This window comes from Eubacterium sp. BIOML-A2, assembly GCF_009680135.1.
Taxonomy (GTDB): domain Bacteria; phylum Bacillota; class Clostridia; order Lachnospirales; family Lachnospiraceae; genus Faecalicatena; species Faecalicatena contortus_B.
The window spans coordinates 1-20,531 of sequence record NZ_WKZK01000082.1; the positions used below are offsets into that span (position 1 = coordinate 1).

The following is a 20,531-nucleotide window of genomic DNA, read 5'->3' on the forward strand; positions in this document are numbered from 1 at the left end:
GGTCTCTTAGAGCTTCTTCGTTAAGCGGTCAGGATTTTAAACCGACCATACAGGCCGGAGGGCTTGCCGCTTACAGTTCGCTTGGCGTCCCCCATCCGCGCCGAGACTAAAGCTCGTCGCTAAATCCCGATTTGCTTTATAAACCTCATCATCATTGTCGCGCAAGCCGCCCGATCTGCAGATGCCGTCGGAGCCAGTGTTCCATCTCCATTACCAGTAATAATACCTTCTGCGTTGGCCCACTGCATTGCTTCTTCCGCAAAGGGGCTTACAGAATAGGCGTCTGGGAAATGAGAAAGGCTGTTTTTGTTGGACGTATCAGCGCCGAGGTATTGCACATAACGGTAAAGCAGGACGGCCATTTGTTCACGGGTAATGAAGTCTCCGGGGCCGAATGTTCCGTTTTCGTATCCTGTGATAATTCCACGGGCTGCAGCCCATGTTACTGATTCTGAGTAAAACTGGCCGTCTTTTACATCCGGAAATCTGGCTGTAAACGGTATTTTATTTTCTCCTGATGCCCGATACAAAATTGTAGCAAACTGTGCCCGGCTTACTTTCTCGGACGCACCGAAGACTGTAGGCTCAAGGCCTGTCATTATTTTATTTTTGTACATATAGACGGCTGCATCGTAAAACCAGTCGTTTTTCTTTATATCGTTGTAAGGGAGCGTAACTTCCTCTTCACCCCCATAAAATGATGCTGCCCTTTCCACTGCCTTCTGCGCATTTACAATGCCTGCCCCTGTATAAATATCATAGCCTGGCGTTCCTATATCTGTGGCTGTAACTTGTAGTATTGTTCTTACTTCTTCTACCGAAAGCTCCGGATTTAGAGAACACATCATAGCGGCAACTCCCGCCACTTCCGGAGCTGCCATGGATGTTCCGTTCATATTTCCATAACTGCCGCCCTTAAGTGTGCTCCAGATATTTACTCCAGGCGCTGATATGTCTTTCAGGGAACCATAGCAGGAACTACTTGCTTTTTGCATATTGTTGTCAACAGCAATTACGCTGATTGTGCTGTCATAATCCGAAGGAATTACGTTGATACTCCCGTTATCTCCAGTACCATAATTACCTGCGGCACATATGATGATGATTCCTTCATCCGCAAGACTGCGGCACATCCTGCTAAGCAGATCATCATACAAACCGATTTCTGACTTTCTCATACCCAGGCTCAGATTTATCACCTTGGCCCCTGCATTTCTGGCATATTCCAATCCCTTTAGAACATATGACACACTCGTTTTCTGATCCTGAGAAAATACATCTACTACCATCAGATCCACAACGGAATTGTCAAGAGCACTTCCGACACCGGCTATTCCCTCGCCGTTGTTGGCCTGTGCCGCAATAATCCCACTGACATGAGTCCCATGCCCTCCCCCGGAAGAATAGACACCATTCTGATATCCATCTCCCTGAAGAGGTCCCATGGATCCGTTTAAATTCAATATCTCTCTGCTGTTGTCAAGATCCAGCACGCTTTTTAAGTCCGGATGAACAATATCAGCTCCCGTATCCAGGACTGCGACCTTTACTTTGCTGTGTTCTTTTTGATTAACGATCTCCCAGGCCTGAGGCACTCTGATCTGCTGCAGATAAGCCTGCCTCCCGAAATAACTGTCGTTTACCGGCGTGTCGTTGAAAAGCTCCAGTTCATAATTTGGCGATACCGCAACAACACGGTCATCGGCAGCATATACCTCCATGGCCTCTTCCACAGATGAATCTTCTGCAACAGAAACTACCCCAATGTTTCCCTCTGCAGTCTCGGATATTAACTCAATCCCTTCATCCCCTTGTTCCTCAGCCATAACCTCGGCCTGATCCTCTGAGACATCCTCCCTATACAAGACGAGCACTTCACCCGGCACATAGGAAGCGCTACCGGTTCTACTGCCTTCTGTATCTGTCCCGTAAACGGTAATTACACTGCTCAGGATCATAATGGTTGTCATAAATACTAGACTTAAATCTCTTATTGCCTTCCTACATTTTGACATAGACTTCCCACTGCTTTCTCAATTCTATTCATTATTTACAATCCGGAATATCTCTGAATAATGGTTGCGCATACGGCCCTGCTGACCTGTCCCTGCGGATTCAGCTGGCCGTTCGTCCCTTCACCCTGAATAATTCCTTCGCTCACAATCCACTGCATGGCTTCCGCTGCAAATCCACTTACATTTTTTCCGTCGCTGAATCTTCCCATATCTGCCCTTCCGTCTGTATCCTTCCCCTTATATTGTGCGTAACGATATATCAGTGTTGCGAGCTGTTCTCTGGTAATATTATCGCCTGTACCAAATAAATTATCGTGTCCATAACCTGTAATAATTCCAATACTGTTTGCCCAGCTGACCGGGATTGAGAAAAAATGATGATCCGGTACATCGATAAATTTATTGACATATCCCTGCTGAGGGCTGCCCTCCATGCGATAGAGTATGGTCGCGAACTGTCCTCTTCCAAGATTTTCTCCTGCACCAAAATTAGTTTCATTTAATCCAGTCATCCATCCGGCATCGTTAACTGCTTTTACTGCATCTAGATACCAGCTGTCATAAGATACGTCCCTGTACCCCATTCCGTGCATATCAAACCCTTTTACAATATCCTTCCAGCTCTGGATTCCAATTGTATTCAAACACTGGTTTGTTGCCCCGCCATAAATATTCGTATCCATATACTTAAAGACCTGATATGCCTTTCTTCCCAGAATGCCCAGCTGAAGGCCCATTTCATCTGGATTGTCCTCCCAGCTTCTGAAAATAACTGCATCGACCATGTCATTAAATTGTCCGGCATAAAAAGTATATGCCAGACTGGCCGCCTGATAGTCTTCTCCGCCCTTAGCATCAAACCCCTGCTCAGACAAGATAATCCTATGCTGTGCACCGTAAGTATTCTTCACGTAATCCGTCAGTACATTTAGATTAGCCGCGGTAACAAATTGTGCGTTCAGATTATTCGGTGTGTATTTATTATTTCCCCATAACAGTTTCTCAGACTCTGTAAACTTATTACTTGTCGGATCCATCACAACCGCATAGGGATGAAATGCAACACACCAGTTCACATCTGGCTGCAATACGTTCAATTCTGCAGCAAATCTGTCAAGAAAATCTTTTGCCCCTATACCTGTATAATTTCCATTATTATTCCAGCTTCTGTCCAGCGAAATGTATGCCTTCGCATCTGCCACACCTTGACGCTGTACATTCTGTTCCTGCAGTGCGTTATAAAGCAAAATAAAAGACTGCGCATATACCTTTGCATTGGTAGACGGGCTTAGAGTACCGGTCCAATTATAAGCGGAAGGCATATTTACTTCATTTCCCAGTATCCAGTTTTCAATAAAACAGCCGGGCTGTCCGAACTTTTCGGCCAGAAAACCAAAAAGCGCACTCCATGTGTCCCTCGCTTCCTCGGTCTTTGTACTCAATGCATAAAAATTGTGGCCCCGCTCCGAGTTATAGACCAAGTCTTCCCATTCTTTCAGACCTCTGTCATCCTGTACCAGAAGTACAGTCGTTACAGTAACCCCTTTTGCATTCAGGGCGCGTACTGTCTTCTCAAATCCTTTCGAATAATTAGAATTAAACATGTAGGTTTTTCCATTGTATGTATACTCCGTATCACCATTCGAGAAAAACTGAGTGATGCCCAGGTTCAGCAGCACATGTTTAACACCAACCATCCCTTTTGCTCCGGCTGACATCCATTCTGACCCATGAATCCCTTTTTTAGACCCCTCCATCTGAATAACCGCACTGCTCCCACTGTAAGCCTCCATATCGGGTACATCAGGCACTTCTGCCTCACTATCAATAACCGTAGAAGGATCCAATCCCAGATAGGGCTTCTCAATCATCGGCTCTTCTGCTCCCGCCTCTGATACGCCCATCCCCATCAACAGCACGAGTGCCAGAAATCCCGCGACTATTCTTTTTGCTTTCTTCATTTAAGCCTCCCCTTATTTATGCCCTGCAAAAATGAGGCGCAATGCCGCCTTCCAGCGTATCGCTGCCTCATCTTAAATCATGTCTGTTTCATATTCTGATACTTAAATGTCTTTCTACTGCTCTAATGCGAAAGCCTCTGCCTGGCTGTCAAATGTACCAATTGCGCTCATCATAAATCTGCTGATGATTGCGGAACACTCTGCTCTTCCAGCAGTTCCCTGGGGATTCAGAGTTCCATCACCATTTCCGCTGATCAGTCCGCTTCCTACCGCCCACTTCATAGCATCAACAGCAAATCCGCTCACGTCTTTTCCATCCGGAAATACACTTAAATCCCCCACAGCTGAAACGTCCAGTTTAGCAAATTGGGCATATCTATACATCATAACTGCAATCTGCTCCCTGGTAATCTCATCGCCTGCTCCAAATTTTCCGTCCGCATATCCTGTAATAATGTTAACATCTTTATCGCTTGCCCACATCACGGGTTTTGTAAAGAATTCTCCATCCGGAACATCAGGAAATCTATTTGCATCATATACAGCTTCCGGCATGTCTGCCATTCTCCAGAGTATGGTAGCGAACTGCGCACGGCTCACCTTTTCCCCTCCCCCGAAGGTCGTTTCATTCATACCGGTCATGATATCCATTTTATACAGCATTGTTGCATAATTTACAAACCAGTCCTGACGTGTCACGTCCGTATATGGCAGGTCACCATATAATGCCATCTCTATCAACTCATAGTTGCCGTCCTCCCTGAGGCTGATTGCCATAACAGCCATGCAGCTTTCCTTATCCCACGTAGATGGAAGGGTTCCGGAGAACTTCAGCTTAAGTTCACCTTTAGGTGCCATTTTTTCAGCGTTTGCGGCAACCGATGCGTCGTTAGGATTAACGATGATTGCCTTGTCTGCAGTCCACTGAAAGCTGCTCACGTCATCCTTTGGGTCAAGAGAAAAGATACCCAGTGCGAGATGCCCTGTTTCATAAGTAATATCAGAAGTTCCATTTTCAACATTTAAGTCAAATGTGACCTGCTTGTCAGCCGCCACTTCACCTTCCGTTGAGATTGACATGCCCACTCTTCCGGCAGCCTTGGAATTGAATCCCGCAATCAGGGCTCCAAACATCACCAGGGCAAATGTCAGAAGGACATTTTTCATCGTTACTTTCATACATTTCCTCCTTGTTCCTTGTGTCTTACAGTCCATACTTCTGCATGAACCGCGTAATAATAGTTGCACAATGTGCACGGCTGGCATTTCCCTGTGGATTTAAGGTTCCCTGATCTCCCTGGATCAGTCCCGCGGCCACAGCCCACCTCATGGCTTCCTGGGAGAATCCGCTGACTTTGCCTGCATCCGGAAAACTGTTAAGATCAGCGCTGTCCTTTGTATCTAGTCCACAGTATTTTGCGTACCGGTACATCAGCACCGCCATTTGCTCTCTTGTAATGAGATCTCCGGGGCCGAATGTTCCATTCTCATAACCGGTTATGACCTGATTGCCGTAGGCCCATAACACCGGAGATGTAAAGAAATATCCGTCCTGCACATCCGGGAATACATTGCTGTATGATACAGAAGGAGAACCGGCCATACGGTAGAGAATTGTTGCAAACTGCGCGCGGCTTAAATCTTCTCCCGGTCCAAACCTGAACATATCCATACCGGTCATGATGCCACGGTCGTATACAAACTTCACATACTCATAAAACCATGCACTTCCATCCACATCCATAAACCTGTCAACACCTGCCAGGTTTGTCCCCTTATTAACAATAACGATACTATCAGCTGCAACGTAACCATACATGCTGCTGAAATCGAATTTGCCTGAAGAAGCGTCTAGTCCCGTTCGGGAACTGTTCAGCACACCATCGCTTATCACTTTGTAAAAACCGTTTTGTGATGTATTATCTAAAATCAGCAGTGATGTGTTGGACTGAGTACCTGTTGAGTAAAGAACCGTAGAACCTGCATTGCTCTCGGCTCTTACCTGTACATTCTGATGGCTGTTCGCCATGGTATCTTTGATTGCAATTGTATATACATTCTGATCCTGATTTCCACCCGCTTCATCCAGGAACCAGACCGCGGCTGCAGCCTTTTCTCCCCAGTACGGATCTGAAGCATACTTCACATTAATACCGCTGGCCTTATTTCCTAAAAAGCCGCCGAAATAACGCCAGTCCTTGGGATTTAAATACCCTTTTGACATATAAGTTTCAGAAAATGCTTTGATACAAACATCTATACTTGCGTAAGAAAATGCATCATCCGGATTAGAATCCACTGCATTTATTCCAAAAATATTATTCTTTGTAAGTGCCAGATTACTGTTTCCCCATGCACTTTCATTTGCCGCAATTCCTGCCGTCAGCAGGCCGTTCACTCCATATGTATTCTGATGGCTTACCAAGGAAGATCCTATTCCACGCATCTTAGACTCGGTTCTGGTCTCACTTGCAATTAGGGAATCCATAGACGCCGAAGAATAAGAACTGGGGCTTCTCATAGGCAGATATTGAAAGTAGTTATAATATGGGCTGCCCGGATTAATGGAACTGCTCCTGCTGTTGTTTTTATAATCATTCAGCATTACCGCAAATTTATCTGAAGCATAAAAATAATGGCCGTCATAACTATAATATGTACTGCCCTCCGCCAGGAAAGACGGAGCGCGTCCACAGCGAATACTGCCTGCATAATTACTGCTATTCAAATTTGTTGTAATTCTATGTACAAGCCATCCGCCTGATACAGTGTAGTAACTCAACGACTTTGCCGATGATTTATTCAACACTTGTACTTCACTTTTGTTTACTTCTCCTATCACGCCTGAAAGCATAAACTTTACTTTCCCGCCCGATTCTCCCAGGTATGCAGCATCTGCGCCCGAAGCTCCATTGGTATAACCTGCATCGCCTGTACCAACTTCGGTATATTCTGTCACCGCATTCCCTTTGGTATTGAAATTCACAATCTTCTCACTGCTGTTGGCAAATGTTGTGATTTCCTCCTCCACCAGCCCTACCTCAGGCTCTATCTCATAGATGTTTCCCTCTTCATCCATGCCTGTTATGGGTCGGCCTTCGTACTCCTCTGCCTGTACGTCAAATGAGCCCCACATGCCTGCAAATAAGCAGATACACAGGCTCAGAATACACAGCAGTGTCTTCCTCTGCTTTCTCATTTACGTATACTCCTCTCTGTCTTTTGTCACACTGCAGCTGCAGGTCAAAACCTGTCCCCCTCTTACATCCCATGCCATCAGTATAACGTATCTTCACCTCCTACGCAAGACCGAAATGCATACATGAATCCCCCATAATTTACCATATATTCAGATTATTCATCACATTTACTGATTAATCACGACTCCATCCAGGCAATTATCTGCTGACTGTTCCGGCACCGTTTCCTGGGGCGCCGGATCCTCAGCAGGTGCCTGCGGTGTCTCTTCTGCATAAGAATAGTCTGTATAATCGTCTGTATTCTCCTGTGCACCGCTCTGCACATCAGCTGCCTGAGCCGCTGCCTGTGCATCGGCTGCTGCTTTTGCTTCCGCTTCTGCCGCTGCCTGGGCCTGGACTTCCTTCTGTGCTTTCACGCCAAGTTCCTGTTCTTTTGTACTCACTTCATCTCCGGATGCCTTGCTTGCATATTTTGCAAATACAACATCATCTTCAAAGCAGATTTCTACATCCTTCAAAATATCGTCAAAGCCAAGCGAACTCAACTCCAGCTTACTGTCATCCGCCATAGTCAGCTGTACATTGTAAACCACATTAATGGCTTTGTCCGTGGCTGCCGCATTTGCATCCGCCGTCTTCTCGGGCGTGTAATAAAGCTGTGCCGTCTCACCATTTTTCAAAACTTGATCTGATTTCATCATATTTGCCGGATATTCTGTTTTATCCGATGTCTTAATGGAAATCCCTGTCACATCTTTCCCGGTACTGTTTTTCATAAGCACTTCATAGGACGTATCTGTCTTCGTGCCGATCACCTTATATTCTTCCTTCTCCTCTTTGTCGTCTGTTTTTGTTTCTATGCTCTGCTTTTTATCCTCTTTCTCTGTAACCTCATTTTTTTTGCTGCATCCGGCAGCTGCCGCACACAGACAAACTGCCATCAACAGACAGATCACTGCTTTCTTCATCTTGTTTCCTCCTAATGTCCTTTTTCTTAGTTCCATTGTATATCTTTGCCGGCCACAATAAAAGACTGGCCTTTATTTGTAACAATTGTATTAATATGGAGTTGCCCGGCATGTACAGAGCTTCCCTTTATGTATAGCTGATACCCGTTTCCGTCTCCCTCTTCTGTCTTTGTATAAAATGTTTTATATGTTCTGGATTCCATTGTCTGATTATTTCTTACAGATACTGTAATTTCTGTGTCCCCGGATATATACTTTTCATCTATGCTACCCTTTATCAGCAGATACGAACCTTCTTTTGAAGTCTCTATTGTGGAGTCCGTCACAGCTTCCGGGGCAAATATTGCTTCTGCCTGGGACGTTTCCATAATTGGAACATCCTCGATAAAGTCTTTGATATTACGTTCAACCTTTTCAATCACGACATAATCCGGATGCAGATCTTCTATCTGTGTCAGATTATAGGGAACCAGTCTTGAAAAATACCCCTTTCCCATCTCATCTGCTACAAAAGGAAGAAGACTCTCTCCAAAGGAATCCCGAAACATAAGTATGCTTCCCTGTTTATCAGGGTTCACCGTTTCTATCCATTCGTCCATATTATCGGTCACGTCATTCACATAACTGAAACTTTGCTGTTTGTCATAGAAATATTCTTCTTCCGGTTCGGCAGCCAGCGGATACAGCATTTCATCGATATCCCCCGTATGCACCTTTTGGATCTCATAAGGGACGTTCAGATAGGTCTCGTGTTCCCGCCCTATAGAATCCATCAGCGTGTTATATGCCAGTACCGCGCCCCGGTTGTTCCAGTGGGAGTCTCTTTCAAAATACAATACCTCATCCCGGGATCTAAAAGCATCAAATAAATTTGTATACTGAATTCCTGCAGCCAGAAGCCTGGAGCTGAGCATGGCAATATTATTCGTCCCCCCTTTCCGATAATAATAAGGCATGTTTCCACTGTAGAGGCTGTTTTTATTGGGCGCTATGGTCAGGCGGAATGTACTGCCCTGTCCCTCCACATATTCCTGGATCAGTGACAGATTGTGGACAATATTAAACAATTCCCTATCCGACAGCAGATTTCTGCCTTGATAGTCGTCCAGTGTGCCACTGTAATACAGCCATCCATCCGTCCCAAGAACCACCTGCTCCGTCGCCTGGCTCTTAACCGTTCTGCTTCGTATTACTGCATTTGCAGTAACAAAATACTGCCTGAAAGCAAAGTGATCCTCAAAATATTCGCCCATTTCAGATAAATAGTCCTTATTCCATCCATCTTCATTTTTTATCGCCGGCCATTCTGCCAGAACCGTATTCTCAGAGGTAGTATTTGTCGGCCAAAATGTCATCCCGGCAAAGGGAACTATAAGGACAATCCAGACCAGTATGATAAATATCAGATATCTCTTATTTTTCATCTTCTGTATTCTCCTAAAATCTAAAATAAATAAAAGGATTATATGTGCCGCTGGAAAGGCTCAGCATACAAAGCAGCAGCAAGATAAAACTTCCCGCATAGCTTGCGGCAGTTGCTGCCCTGCCCTTGCCGCCTGCTTTTTCCGACAGCATCCTGAACTTATCCAAAAGCGGTATACTTCCAACCACTCCCAGAACAACTGTCAAGTCAAACAGCGGATTCATCTGGCTGACCGCCACGTTTATCATCCCGGCACTAAAGTCCCAGCCCGTAAACATTTTCCCGATCATTTGAATTCCCTGGGTAATGGTATCCGCCCGGAACATGACAAATCCCATACAGACAACTAAAAGAGTGTACAGATGGCGGAATACTTTCGGTAGTTTTTTAATAGGAAGAATCTCTTCCAGAAGAAGAAATGCCCCATGCCAAAGCCCCCATAGCACGAAGGTCCAGTTCGCACCATGCCACAGGCCCGTGGCAAAAAAAACAATAATCTTATTAAGGCAGGTCCGCAGTTTTCCTTTCCGATTCCCTCCCAAAGGAAAATACAGATATTCTTTGAACCAGGTAGACAGAGATATATGCCATCTCCGCCAAAACTCCTGTACGCTCCCAGACACATACGGATGCCGGAAATTCTCCAGGAAATGAAATCCAAACATATGCCCAAGCCCGATTGCCATATCGCTGTAGCCGCTGAAATCATAATAAATCTGGAGCATATAGGCAATAGCGGCAATCCAGGCGGAGAAAATATTAATTTCCCCTATCGGAGTCCCAAACAGAGCGTCTGCAGCCACTGCCACAGTATTTGAGATCAGAACCTTTTTGGCTAATCCTATGATAAAGCGGCGCATTCCTTCTGCAATCTCTTTCAGATCGGCATACCTGTCCGTAATCTGCTTTTCTATATCATGGTATTTAACGATAGGCCCAGCGATAAGCTGTGGAAAAAATGAGATGTATAGAATCATATTCCACAGATTTTTCTGTACCTTAACATCCTGCCGGTAAGCGTCAATTACATACGACATTGCCTGGAAGGTAAAAAATGAAATACCGATAGGCAGCGCCAGGCGGACTTCCGGTATCGCCATACCACACTGCCGGTTGACCGTACCTATCATCATATCCGCATATTTAAAAACCACCAGAAATCCCAGATTTACACAGACCGATAATGCCAGCATCCCTTTTTTTAAACTTCTGTTTGCTGCTGCCATCGTCCTGCCAAACAGATAATTGATGATAATACTGAAAATCATCAGCAGTACATAGACCGGTTCCCCGTAAGCATAGAACAGCAGACTAGCAATGATTAACAAAAAATTCTTTAAACGCAGAGTCGGCAGCAAATAGTACAGCACTAGAACTACCGGCAGAAATACACACATAAAAACCATTGAGCTGAACACCATAGATGTTTAATTCCTTTCTACCACCGATACTGCAATACCGGGCTGTTGATTGGCTGCATATAGAAATTATATATGCCAATCTCTGCCTGAGCTTCCGGATCGCATATGTAAGATGCGCCATCTATATTGATCACGACCCAGCCATGAGGCCCATAACCTCCGGATGCCATACCGACCTGCCCCTCTACGAATTCAGCGTCATAACCCAGCCCTTTAGCCAGGAAATAAAAGGCGGCTGCATAACAGTAGCAATTTCCTCGGTGTTGTTCAAAAGCCCAGATAGAGTACCATTGGGTCCTTGTAAAACCCTCCGGCGGATCCAGCGGAATCGGCAGCGTATAATAACTTACATTATTCACGACCCACCAGTAGCAGGCATTCAGATCCTTTCCGACCTCGCTGTAAACATTCTCTACATGTCTGTCCACGCGCATCTTAGCCGCTGAGCCTTCGATTTTAGCGCTCTGTTCCCCTGCCTTCAGACGGATTCCCATCTCCAGCTCGACATATACAAGTAATTTATAGGTACCAACATGATAGCCATGGTTCTTTACATCCCCTGTAAAAGCATAAGTTCCGTTTGACTGCCGTGTTGCAGTATACCAGTATAAATCACTCTGGTCATCGGAACACCATGCCGGAACCTGCACTCTGCGGATGGCCTGAGATGCTGTCACATCCGATACTGTAACCTTAAATGTCCCGTCCTTTTTACTGGAATTGCTGACAGTTACTTTCCCGACGCCTGCACTGATTTCAATGTCCGGAAGCTGCCCCGGCAGAAACGTCTCGCAGAATCTCTGGATAATCGTTGCACAAACCGCCCTGCTCGTGTTTCCCTGCGGATTAAGGCTGCCCTGGTCTCCCTTGATTATACCGCTGCCCACAGCCCACTGCATGCTCTCTTTTGCAAAACTGCTGACCTTAGCCGCATCCGGGAAGGAATTCAGGGATTTTCCTTTTTCCAGCTGACAGCCCTTATACTGTGCATACCGGTACATCATCGTAACCAGCTGCTCTCTTGTGATCATATCAGAAGAACCAAATCTTCCGTCCTCATAGCCACTGATGACTGCCACCTCATCCCTGCTTGCCCATAAAACTGCTTTCGTGAAAAAAGTTCCATCCGGTACATCCGGAAAACGACCGGAATAGGAAACATCCTCCCTTCCATCAATCCGATACAGTACAGTCGCAAACTGTGCTCTGCTCAGTTCAGAGGACGGCGAGAACATATTATCTCCCATTCCGGTCATAATACCTTTATTCAATACATAGGACACATAAGAATAGAACCAGTCACTTTTTCTGACATCACTGAACACTTCTGCCCCAATGCTGTATGTACTGATATATGGTTCTGCCTCTGCCTGGGCCTCAGTGTCCTCTTCCTCCCCATCCTGGAGATCTGCTTCTTCAGTCTCCTCTTCCTCCCGAAGATCTGCTTCTTCAGTGTCCTCTTTTATCTCATCAGTTTCGGAAATGCCTGTTATGGCATCCTCCTCTTTTCCGGGCTGTCCTTCTGCTGTCTGGCTGTCTTTATCAGACAGTTCATCAGTTTCACCTGTGGGCTGGCCCGGTTCAATTTTCTCTGCTGCTTCGTTGCCCCGGACATCATCAGGCTCCTGGGTGCCTTCCGTCACCACAGCCTGGCCAACTGCATATTCATGGCCCGTTATATCATCCTGAGCCAGCGCAGTTCCCCCGAACAGAGAGGTTGTCATAACCAGTGTAAGCAACAAAGCAGTAGTTTTTTTAGTAAGCTTCATTCCATCTCCTCCTATTCCTTATATATCTTACACATTTTCCAATAAACGGTCAAGCCTGGCACACAATTTCCCTCCTACTAATTATTACATTATTTATGCAACATTTTCCCTGCTGCGCGCAGAGGAGCAGTTACCTTCCAGCTTGTTGATTCCGCATAGTCTTTGATCTCTTTTCTCTGCCGCTTGATCTCAGCCCGCAGTCTGTCATTTTCTGCCTGAATCCGGGAACACTCTTCTGATTTACGGTGCAGTCTCTCATTCCACATTCTATCACAGAAAAGATGACCGCCCGTCATTTGATAAAAATCTTTGACCGTAAACTGATATTTCTCTTCAAGCAGCCGCACTGCATCCTGATTCCGTAATAATTCATGGAAACGTCTTATTCCTGCTGCCGGAACAGCCTGTTCTGAAAGTATAGGACGACAGAGCAGAAAAGCCTTTTCACACTCCAGTTCCAGATCTGTCTCTGAATCCGGGCAAACAAAGTCATTGCGGAATGTATCGCAAAACAGCCCATCGTCCATCCCATCAAAGAAATGGGCACGGATATCCATATATTCGTTAAAAAATCTTGTATTGCTGATGTCCGATTGATTACTGTTATTTATATTCTCCTTTCCTTCCCCCATAAACCTGCGCATGGCAAGGAGCCTCTCGGGCATCACATAAAGCGGATGCTTTTTAGCAATACGAACCCAATAATCAAAATCATGAGACTGCATATATCCCAGGTCGAAATCTCCTGTTTCCCTCATAATCCCAGTCCGCATAAGCACAGAAGGATGTGACAGGCAGTTCCCCAGAAAATAAAAGGTGTGGAGACAGTCGCTCTGCCCCCTGAAACTTGTTTCAAACAATTCCACCATTTCCCTGCACTCTTCATTAATATTTCGTCCCGTTTCATCAATTAAATCAATCCATGAAAAACAGATGTCCCTGTCCGGATTGGAGCGAAGAAAATCCATCTGCCGTTCCAGCTTATCCGGATACCAGATATCATCGCTGTCTATCCTCGCAAGAAATTCTCCCTTTACTTTTTGAAACCCATAGTTCGTAGCGTAACAGATATGCCGGTTTTTCTCCAGCTTGTATAACTCAATCCGCTCATCCTTGTAGCTCTTAATCACTTTGCAGGAACTGTCTGTGGAACCGTCATCCACAATAATGAACTGCATGTTCTGATAGTCCTGTCTCAAAACACTCTCAATTGTTTCCCCTATCGTATCCTCATGGTTATAGTTAACCATCAGTACACTAACTAACTCATTTCCCATTCCGTTCTCTCCATATAACTTTTGTATATTTACTTCCTGTTTCATCCCCTTAAAATGTGGTCCAGTGCCCCAAACTGTCCGGCTGCCTCTGCAATTAGATTCTCCTTCTCAGGAGGTTTCAGCTTGTCCACTTTCCCTATCAGCTCCTCTACATCCGAATTCAGGTTGTCTAGCTGCAGATAAAACGGGTAGTCATTATCCTCCAGAGTATACTTTGTTTTCAGATCATAAATAATTGGAAGAACCTTTTTTCCCATAAGCCATCCCAGTATAATACTGTGAAATCTCGTCCCAATTACAATTTCAGATTCCGAAAAACACCCTATGCATTCCTGGAGATTCTGATCATAACAGCATTCCGTAACCCGGTCTTTATCAGGATTTCCCATTAACTCCCGAATTTCCTTTATGGCCTCTTCATCTCCCTGAAATCTGCAGAATGATATGAACTTAACTTCATACCCTCTTTCTAAGTATCCGTCTGCAAGTCTGGCAATAAATCTTTTATAAGCCATATCGTACTGGCTGATCCCCCATTTTCCATGCCGGTTCTTCATATCAATAACAGAAAAAAGAACCTGATGCTTCTGCTTTTGCACAGCTGCAGCATGATAGTTAAAAACAACATCAGGTGCATATCTAACCTGCGGAAGTTCAGGGAACAGGCCGGCGGAATATCTGTCCCTGAAGCTGATTCCTTTATACTTTATAAACAGTTCTCTGTAACTTTCCAGATACCGTTCATCTTCATAAGGGCCAAAATTTGCTCCAACTACAAAGATTCTTTTGCTCCTGGCACAAAGCTCTGCATCCAGACGGTATGCGTCTGCAAAATCATCCTGATGCTGTACAAAAACAGATCCCCCGATATGGATCGTCGCATAAGATATTTTCAGCATCCACTTCCAAAATCCCCTGTCAGTATGCTTGACTCCGCCGGCAATGCGGTCCATTACACGAACATACCGGTCTTCTGGTGAGTATACCGACAAATTGCAGATATCTTTAAAACGCTCTTTGTAAGTGTGATCCGCAAATATTCTAAATTGAACTCTCGGATAACGCTCACACAATATCCGGATCAAGAGATCGTCTCCCAGGTTCCCCGCCGCATAGGCATGGATAAATACTTTTTTCATAAATTTTTGTCTCCATTTTCAAGTCTTATCATATTCCGTAAACCCGGCCTACTGATTTTTAATTATAACATTTACTATTCTTTCAGGCAATCTCTCCTCGACAAAATTACCAGGCGTGTTGCATTTTTTTTACTGCTCCTTTATAATCTTCCCATAATGATAAAAGTAATAGAAGGAGTTTTAAAAAATGACTACTGTGCCTAAAAACAAACGAACAACATTTTTTATCATGAGCCTCATCATGCTTGCCGGAATTTGTGCCACAGTCTTTGCAGTTTCATTAAAAAAGGGCATGCATGTAGATGAGTATTACAGCTATGGGCTCAGTAATTATTCCGGAGATGACATCTTTATGCATATAGATTTAGGGAAGACCTACGATGACCCTGCACAGCCATTTCTGGACTATATGGCTGTACAGCCGGGCAATGTTTTTTCATACGGGAATGTATGGGAAAAACAGAGCGCCGATGTACACCCCCCACTTTATTACGTAATCCTTCATACTGTATGCAGCTTTTTTCCGGCAAAATTCAGCATATGGTTTGCGGGTGTCATCAATATTGCCTTTTTCAGCGGCATTATATTCCTGACTTACCTTACGATGAAACGCTTGGCCATGCAGCGCACTTCGGCTATGACTGCCGCATTATTCTGTGCATTGGCAGGCGGCCTACTGCAAATCAATACTTTTCTGCGTATGTATACGATGCTAATGTTTTATACTACGCTTTTGACCTGGCTTCATGTGAAGTATTATGAAGATCAGCCATTACGTTTTTTTATTTATTATCCCCTGGCCATACTCTCCGGCATGCTGACACATTATTACTTTTTTATCTTCCTTTTTTTGCAGGGAATGTATTTTGGCATTTCGCTTCTCGTTCGAAGACACTGGAAATCCGCATTGCTTTATCTTGCGGAGACTCTGGCTGCTACGGCTGCCGCAGTTTTCATCTTCCCGGCTATGATCACACATATCTTCACCGGTTACCGGGGGAAAGAATCACTGGATAATCTGGCGTCTTCCTTCGGTTATATTGACAGCCTCAGAGACTTCTTACAAATTATAAACAACAATCTGACCGGGAATATACTCTATATTATCCTCTTTCTTTTTGCTGCCGCGCTCGTCTGCCGGTTACATATAAATAAGAGGGCAGCTATCAAAAACAGATGCCTTTGGGGTATGCTTTTGTTTCCTGCGGTCTGCTATTTTCTACTGGTTTCTAAGATTGCCGTTTACCATTATGATAGATATATCTCTCCAATATATCCTGTCTTAATACTATTAATAAGCGGATTGATTGATTTTACAGTCCGTACATTCTTCAGAGATAAGAACCTCCGCTTTACCATTTCGGTTCTTTTGACCATGGGGTGTATATTCCTCAGCTATTGGGGATGCGACTGGACTTATTTTGAAAAACAAACAGAGCTGTCTGTTGAGACTGCAAAAAAATATGCCGGGCTGGATTGTATTATTGTCAATGACGGGGTGAATTTCTGGAACCATACCCTTTATTATGAAGCTATAAACTATAATTCGCTAACATTTTTATCTTCTGAAAACTTAGATGTTTATACGGATACGACGGTTTATCAGGATAAACCCGTGATTGTTTACATCATGGATATCCTGGAAAACCAAGAGGAACTGCTCCAGAATCTGCTGAAACAAAATCCATCTTATTCCGGTTATACCCATATCACAGACAGTCATTATGCGAAAGGGTATCTGCTGGAATAACCATTTCCCCGGTGTTTGTATTTCGGGGGATCCCTTGTGTATAATTTTACAAGGCATCCCGTATCACCCTAAGCGCATTCCTGGACATGATTTTATCCAGCTGACGCTCAGTAATGCCTCTCTTTTTCATGGCATCCCACACCAGGCCCATCTCGCACACATGCCCGATCCACCCGTCACGTGCCTTATTTTCAAAACCGTCAAAATCCGTTCCTATAGCAACCACGTCTTCACCGCCGCAGCGTATCATATACACTGCATGGCGGGCAATATCATCTAATACGGCCTCATCTCTTCCGGTCAAAAACGCCGGATAAAAGTTCAGCCCTGCCACACCGCCGTTTTCCGCAAGCGCGCGGATCATATGATCCGAAAGATTCCTGGGATGGCCGCAGAGAGCTCTGGCATTGGAATGGGAGGCACAGACCGGTGTTTTGCTGATTCTTATACAGTCCCAGAATCCACCGTCTGATAGATGAGACACATCTACAAGCATTCCAAGTTCGTTCATCCGTTCCACAGTAAGACATCCAAACTCTGTAAGCCCCTTCTCCATTATACTTTTGTCACGGGAATTCGGATACCCGAGGCAGTTCGGATGGTTCCACGTCAGCGTAATCAGCCGGACACCCTTATTGTAAAGCTCATCAATCCTCGATAGACTGCCTTTAATAACTCCGCCTTCTTCGACCGTTTTTACGGCAGATATCACTCCATTCATGGAATTTGTTGTTATTTCCTCTGCAGAATGTGCAACCCGTATTTTCTCATTCTGCTCCTGCTCTAACCTGTCTGCCATGGCCAGTACCGCCAAATATGCGCGCTCCCATGCTTCCGATGAAATCGGCTCCGTCCCTCTTGTATGTACATTCTTATTTTCAAAGGATACTGCATTTACAAAGCATGCAAAAAACTGGGCTAGTGTCCCCGCACTTTCCATCCCTCCCACGTCAATACTAAATTGATTCACAGCCAGGCACTCTCCTTTGGGGGCATCCATCAGCCTGCTGATCGTATCACAATGCATATCTATTAATCCCATCATTCACCATTCCCTTCACACTTAAAATATTTTCACATACTCACGACAAGGTATACCCAAGGGCACACCGTAATTCATGCCCTGCGGGCGGACGTGCAGTAAAACTGCACGGCAAAGTATACCCAAGGGCACACCGTAACTCATGCCCTGCGGGCGGACTTGCAGTAAAACTGCACGGCAAGGTATATTTTACCACTTTTTTACATACTCTATAACCACTACTTTTGGCGGGCGTAATCCTGTCTGAATTATCCTATGTTGAAAAAGGAGTGCTTATGAAACCGAAAATCGGAATCGTTGTCTGCGGCCTCATGGACGACAGGCAGTTCGTGACTAATACTTATATTCAGTCTGTCAGATACTCCGGCGGGCTGCCCTTTATCCTGCCTCTGATCAGGTCTGACCACGCAATCCAGGAATATATTGCCTTCTGCGATGGATTTCTCTTTTGCGGGGGAAATGATATTACGCCTCTTTTATTTGGAGAAGAGCCCAAAAATGGGATCGGAAAAACCGATATTACGCTGGATCTATTTCAGATCCGGCTCATGAAGGCTGTTCTGACCACAAAGAAACCTGTCTTTTCTATCTGCCGGGGGATGCAGGTATACAATGTTGCCTGCGGCGGTACGATCTATCAGGATATCTCCCTGCAGCCCGGCCGTCCGCTCAACCATATGCAGCAGTCCTACTCGCGCGCAGAAGTCAGCCACAAAATCCAGGTTGAAAAAGGGACACAGCTCAGGAAATACATCGGCTCCCGCCTGGATGTCAACAGTTTCCACCATCAGACAGTTGGCATGCTGGGCAAAAATTTGACCGCATGTGCACATGCATCGGACAAAACCATTGAAGCCATCGAAATGCCTACGCATCCATTTGCAATTGGCGTGCAATGGCATCCGGAGTGTATGTACCGCACGTCTCCTGAAATGCGCGAACTGTTTTCAGAATTTATTCTGCATGCAAGACTCAGGCCTCCGGCACCGATAGAACAGCAGTCCCTGGAAAAATAATACCATTTATGTCATATTTTAGTCTATCTCTAAAAAGACTTTGTTTTTTTAATGCTGTTTATTGGAAATTTTTTTACAGCAGCTTTATTGTCAATATATACCGTAATAACCGGCCAAGTATAATTTTTCATGCCGCGGACATAATAATCTTCGAAAATATTATTTCTCAAAGGAGGTCAGATTATGTCCGAAATTTCTGTATTAGATCTGCAAAACTTACGTCACCTGATTGGCGGCTATGACACAACACACTGCAAAATGACTGATTATGCATCACAGGCTGAAGACCCTGAGGTTAAAAAACTTTTCCAGGATGCAGCTGATTCTGCAATGAAAAACAAACAGGAACTGATGAAATTCTTATAAGAGGTGACGAATATGAATGAAAAAACAATGGTATCCGATGCCTTAGTCGGAGTAAACGGAGAACTGAAAATGTTTGGCGACATGATTCCACAGACTGAAAACAAGGAATTAAAACAATGCCTGAAACAGATCCGCAACGAATGTGAGATGTCTCAGGAGAAACTCTATCAGGTAGCAAGAGAAAAAAGTTACTATGTACCGGCTCAGAAAGCATCACAGCAGGAAGTAGAACACGTAAAATCAATCTTAACACAGCCTAAGACTTTTTAAGCGGCGGGACGTGGGCGCTGAGTGAGAGATAGGCAGGGGAACATTTGGGTAATATTCACGGGGCCGTGCACCTTGCTGCACTGCATCCGGGCCAGCAAAGCGATGGGGGCGGGCATCTGGCTCCTCGCCACAGGCGACTTTAAATGAGCCAGATGCCGTTACTATGTACGGCCCATAGACCGTGCATAGTAACACATTTGGGACTGTCTATGCTTTTCAACTCCTGTCCGTTTGCGGAGAATCCGTTAAAGAAAAAAAGGGAGCATGAAGGAATTGCCTTCATGCTCCCTTTTTTTCTCTAACGGATTCTAACAGCGCTCTCGATGGAGTTCGAAAAGGTATAGACAGTCCCAAATATTCCCCTGCCTGTCTCCCACTCAGCTGAGTGCATCCGGTTGGGAGTAGCCCCTGTACGGGGCTTTTTAGCATACGGGGAAGGCGGATTGGGACTGGCTATGCAGGATTTTTTTTGCTGTGGGTTGTTGCTGCTACGATAGCTCCTAAAATAAAAGGCAGTATATACGTTGCGAAGCGGTAGATCAGCATTGCGGATGCGGATTGTGTTTTTCCTATTAGCGGGGTGAACAGGAGGACGAAGAGAAATTCTGCGGCTCCTACTCCTCCGGGGGCGGGGATGACTCCTGACAGGGCGGTCATCATTGCGGCCGTGGCCATGTATAGTGAGAGTTCTGAGGAATTGAGCAGGTGGAAGATGGTGACGGGGATGAGATACCATGCGCTTAGTTTTAGGAAATTCAGGATGAACAGGTCTAATAATAGCTTCTTGTTTTTTAGGAGGCTGCGGGCCTCTGTACGCACGATGATTGCTTTTTTCTGCGAGACTGTGAAGAAAAGTCTGTAAATAAGATTCTTCTATGATAATGAAGGGTGAAAGGCTACGAAAAGAGAGCTTT

16 protein-coding genes are annotated in these 20,531 nt (G+C 45.0%); 4 read left to right on the top strand and 12 right to left on the bottom strand.

Annotation, left to right across the window (positions count from 1 at the left end):
* Positions 1 to 119 precede the first annotated feature (119 nt).
* The 10 genes from GKG43_RS21240 to GKG43_RS21285 all read right to left on the bottom strand — a co-directional run bounded on the left by GKG43_RS21240 (position 120) and on the right by GKG43_RS21285 (position 15,173).
* Positions 120 to 2,015, bottom strand: coding sequence for a S8 family serine peptidase (locus GKG43_RS21240; RefSeq protein ID WP_129879904.1), 1,896 nt, complete (start codon positions 2,013 to 2,015; stop codon positions 120 to 122).
* 35 nt (positions 2,016 to 2,050) lie between these two features.
* Positions 2,051 to 3,976 carry a DUF5722 domain-containing protein gene (locus tag GKG43_RS21245; protein ID WP_129879906.1) on the bottom strand — a complete coding sequence of 642 codons (1,926 nt, stop codon included), beginning with the start codon at positions 3,974 to 3,976 and terminating at the stop codon, positions 2,051 to 2,053.
* 114 nt (positions 3,977 to 4,090) lie between these two features.
* Positions 4,091 to 5,155 carry an S-layer homology domain-containing protein gene (locus tag GKG43_RS21250; RefSeq protein ID WP_173020136.1) on the bottom strand — a complete coding sequence of 355 codons (1,065 nt, stop codon included), beginning with the start codon at positions 5,153 to 5,155 and terminating at the stop codon, positions 4,091 to 4,093.
* A gap of 25 nt (positions 5,156 to 5,180) precedes the next feature.
* Positions 5,181 to 7,175, bottom strand: coding sequence for an S-layer homology domain-containing protein (locus tag GKG43_RS21255; protein ID WP_129879910.1), 1,995 nt, complete (start codon positions 7,173 to 7,175; stop codon positions 5,181 to 5,183).
* Positions 7,176 to 7,343: 168 nt separating this feature from the next.
* Complete coding sequence (locus tag GKG43_RS21260) at positions 7,344 to 8,144, bottom strand: hypothetical protein (protein WP_129879912.1); 801 nt, start codon at positions 8,142 to 8,144, stop codon at positions 7,344 to 7,346.
* Positions 8,145 to 8,170: 26 nt separating this feature from the next.
* Positions 8,171 to 9,568: a hypothetical protein gene (locus GKG43_RS21265; protein WP_129879914.1), complete on the bottom strand. Its 1,398-nt coding sequence runs from the start codon at positions 9,566 to 9,568 to the stop codon at positions 8,171 to 8,173.
* A 13-nt stretch (positions 9,569 to 9,581) separates the two neighbouring features.
* Positions 9,582 to 10,988 (bottom strand): MBOAT family O-acyltransferase, encoded by a 1,407-nt coding sequence (locus GKG43_RS21270; protein WP_129879916.1) that lies wholly within the window; start codon positions 10,986 to 10,988, stop codon positions 9,582 to 9,584.
* Between the two features lie 17 nt (positions 10,989 to 11,005).
* Positions 11,006 to 12,757 (bottom strand): S-layer homology domain-containing protein, encoded by a 1,752-nt coding sequence (locus GKG43_RS21275; RefSeq protein WP_129879918.1) that lies wholly within the window; start codon positions 12,755 to 12,757, stop codon positions 11,006 to 11,008.
* Between the two features lie 89 nt (positions 12,758 to 12,846).
* Positions 12,847 to 14,034, bottom strand: a complete 1,188-nt coding sequence (locus GKG43_RS21280) for a glycosyltransferase (RefSeq protein ID WP_173020137.1) — start codon at positions 14,032 to 14,034, stop codon at positions 12,847 to 12,849.
* A 41-nt stretch (positions 14,035 to 14,075) separates the two neighbouring features.
* Positions 14,076 to 15,173: a polysaccharide pyruvyl transferase family protein gene (locus tag GKG43_RS21285; RefSeq protein WP_129879921.1), complete on the bottom strand. Its 1,098-nt coding sequence runs from the start codon at positions 15,171 to 15,173 to the stop codon at positions 14,076 to 14,078.
* Positions 15,174 to 15,360: 187 nt separating this feature from the next.
* Between GKG43_RS21285 and GKG43_RS21290 the strand changes: the two genes are divergently transcribed.
* On the top strand, positions 15,361 to 16,923 hold the full coding sequence (locus GKG43_RS21290) for a glycosyltransferase family 39 protein (protein WP_129879923.1): 1,563 nt from the start codon (positions 15,361 to 15,363) through the stop codon (positions 16,921 to 16,923).
* A 46-nt stretch (positions 16,924 to 16,969) separates the two neighbouring features.
* On the opposite strand, the gene GKG43_RS21295 is transcribed toward GKG43_RS21290, so the two are convergent.
* Positions 16,970 to 17,968: a dipeptidase gene (locus GKG43_RS21295; RefSeq protein WP_129879925.1), complete on the bottom strand. Its 999-nt coding sequence runs from the start codon at positions 17,966 to 17,968 to the stop codon at positions 16,970 to 16,972.
* Positions 17,969 to 18,240: 272 nt separating this feature from the next.
* Here GKG43_RS21295 and GKG43_RS21300 point away from each other — a divergent pair, with 272 nt between their 5' ends.
* The 3 genes from GKG43_RS21300 (at position 18,241) to GKG43_RS21310 (ending at position 19,617) form a co-directional block, all read left to right on the top strand.
* On the top strand, positions 18,241 to 18,981 hold the full coding sequence (locus GKG43_RS21300; protein ID WP_025657181.1) for a gamma-glutamyl-gamma-aminobutyrate hydrolase family protein: 741 nt from the start codon (positions 18,241 to 18,243) through the stop codon (positions 18,979 to 18,981).
* Between the two features lie 183 nt (positions 18,982 to 19,164).
* A complete protein-coding gene (locus tag GKG43_RS21305) occupies positions 19,165 to 19,347 on the top strand; it encodes a hypothetical protein (RefSeq protein WP_025657180.1) in 183 nt (60 codons plus the stop codon).
* 12 nt (positions 19,348 to 19,359) lie between these two features.
* Complete coding sequence (locus GKG43_RS21310) at positions 19,360 to 19,617, top strand: spore coat protein (protein WP_025657179.1); 258 nt, start codon at positions 19,360 to 19,362, stop codon at positions 19,615 to 19,617.
* A 453-nt stretch (positions 19,618 to 20,070) separates the two neighbouring features.
* Here the strand turns inward: GKG43_RS21310 and GKG43_RS21315 are convergent, their stop codons facing one another.
* Entirely contained in the window at positions 20,071 to 20,481 is a 411-nt protein-coding gene (locus GKG43_RS21315) for a flippase-like domain-containing protein (protein ID WP_129879927.1), read from the bottom strand.
* Positions 20,482 to 20,531: the final 50 nt, after the last annotated feature.

Bases quoted from the DNA above. Each gene is read 5' to 3' on its own strand.
- GKG43_RS21240 (WP_129879904.1), bottom strand. From the start codon at position 2,015: ATGTCAAAATGTAGGAAGGCAATAAGAGATTTAAGTCTAGTATTTATG.
- GKG43_RS21245 (WP_129879906.1), bottom strand. From the start codon at position 3,976: ATGAAGAAAGCAAAAAGAATAGTCGCGGGATTTCTGGCACTCGTGCTG.
- GKG43_RS21250 (WP_173020136.1), bottom strand. From the start codon at position 5,155: ATGAAAGTAACGATGAAAAATGTCCTTCTGACATTTGCCCTGGTGATG.
- GKG43_RS21255 (WP_129879910.1), bottom strand. From the start codon at position 7,175: ATGAGAAAGCAGAGGAAGACACTGCTGTGTATTCTGAGCCTGTGTATC.
- GKG43_RS21260 (WP_129879912.1), bottom strand. From the start codon at position 8,144: ATGAAGAAAGCAGTGATCTGTCTGTTGATGGCAGTTTGTCTGTGTGCG.
- GKG43_RS21265 (WP_129879914.1), bottom strand. From the start codon at position 9,568: ATGAAAAATAAGAGATATCTGATATTTATCATACTGGTCTGGATTGTC.
- GKG43_RS21270 (WP_129879916.1), bottom strand. From the start codon at position 10,988: ATGGTGTTCAGCTCAATGGTTTTTATGTGTGTATTTCTGCCGGTAGTT.
- GKG43_RS21275 (WP_129879918.1), bottom strand. From the start codon at position 12,757: ATGAAGCTTACTAAAAAAACTACTGCTTTGTTGCTTACACTGGTTATG.
- GKG43_RS21280 (WP_173020137.1), bottom strand. From the start codon at position 14,034: ATGGGAAATGAGTTAGTTAGTGTACTGATGGTTAACTATAACCATGAG.
- GKG43_RS21285 (WP_129879921.1), bottom strand. From the start codon at position 15,173: ATGAAAAAAGTATTTATCCATGCCTATGCGGCGGGGAACCTGGGAGAC.
- GKG43_RS21290 (WP_129879923.1), top strand. From the start codon at position 15,361: ATGACTACTGTGCCTAAAAACAAACGAACAACATTTTTTATCATGAGC.
- GKG43_RS21295 (WP_129879925.1), bottom strand. From the start codon at position 17,968: ATGATGGGATTAATAGATATGCATTGTGATACGATCAGCAGGCTGATG.
- GKG43_RS21300 (WP_025657181.1), top strand. From the start codon at position 18,241: ATGAAACCGAAAATCGGAATCGTTGTCTGCGGCCTCATGGACGACAGG.
- GKG43_RS21305 (WP_025657180.1), top strand. From the start codon at position 19,165: ATGTCCGAAATTTCTGTATTAGATCTGCAAAACTTACGTCACCTGATT.
- GKG43_RS21310 (WP_025657179.1), top strand. From the start codon at position 19,360: ATGAATGAAAAAACAATGGTATCCGATGCCTTAGTCGGAGTAAACGGA.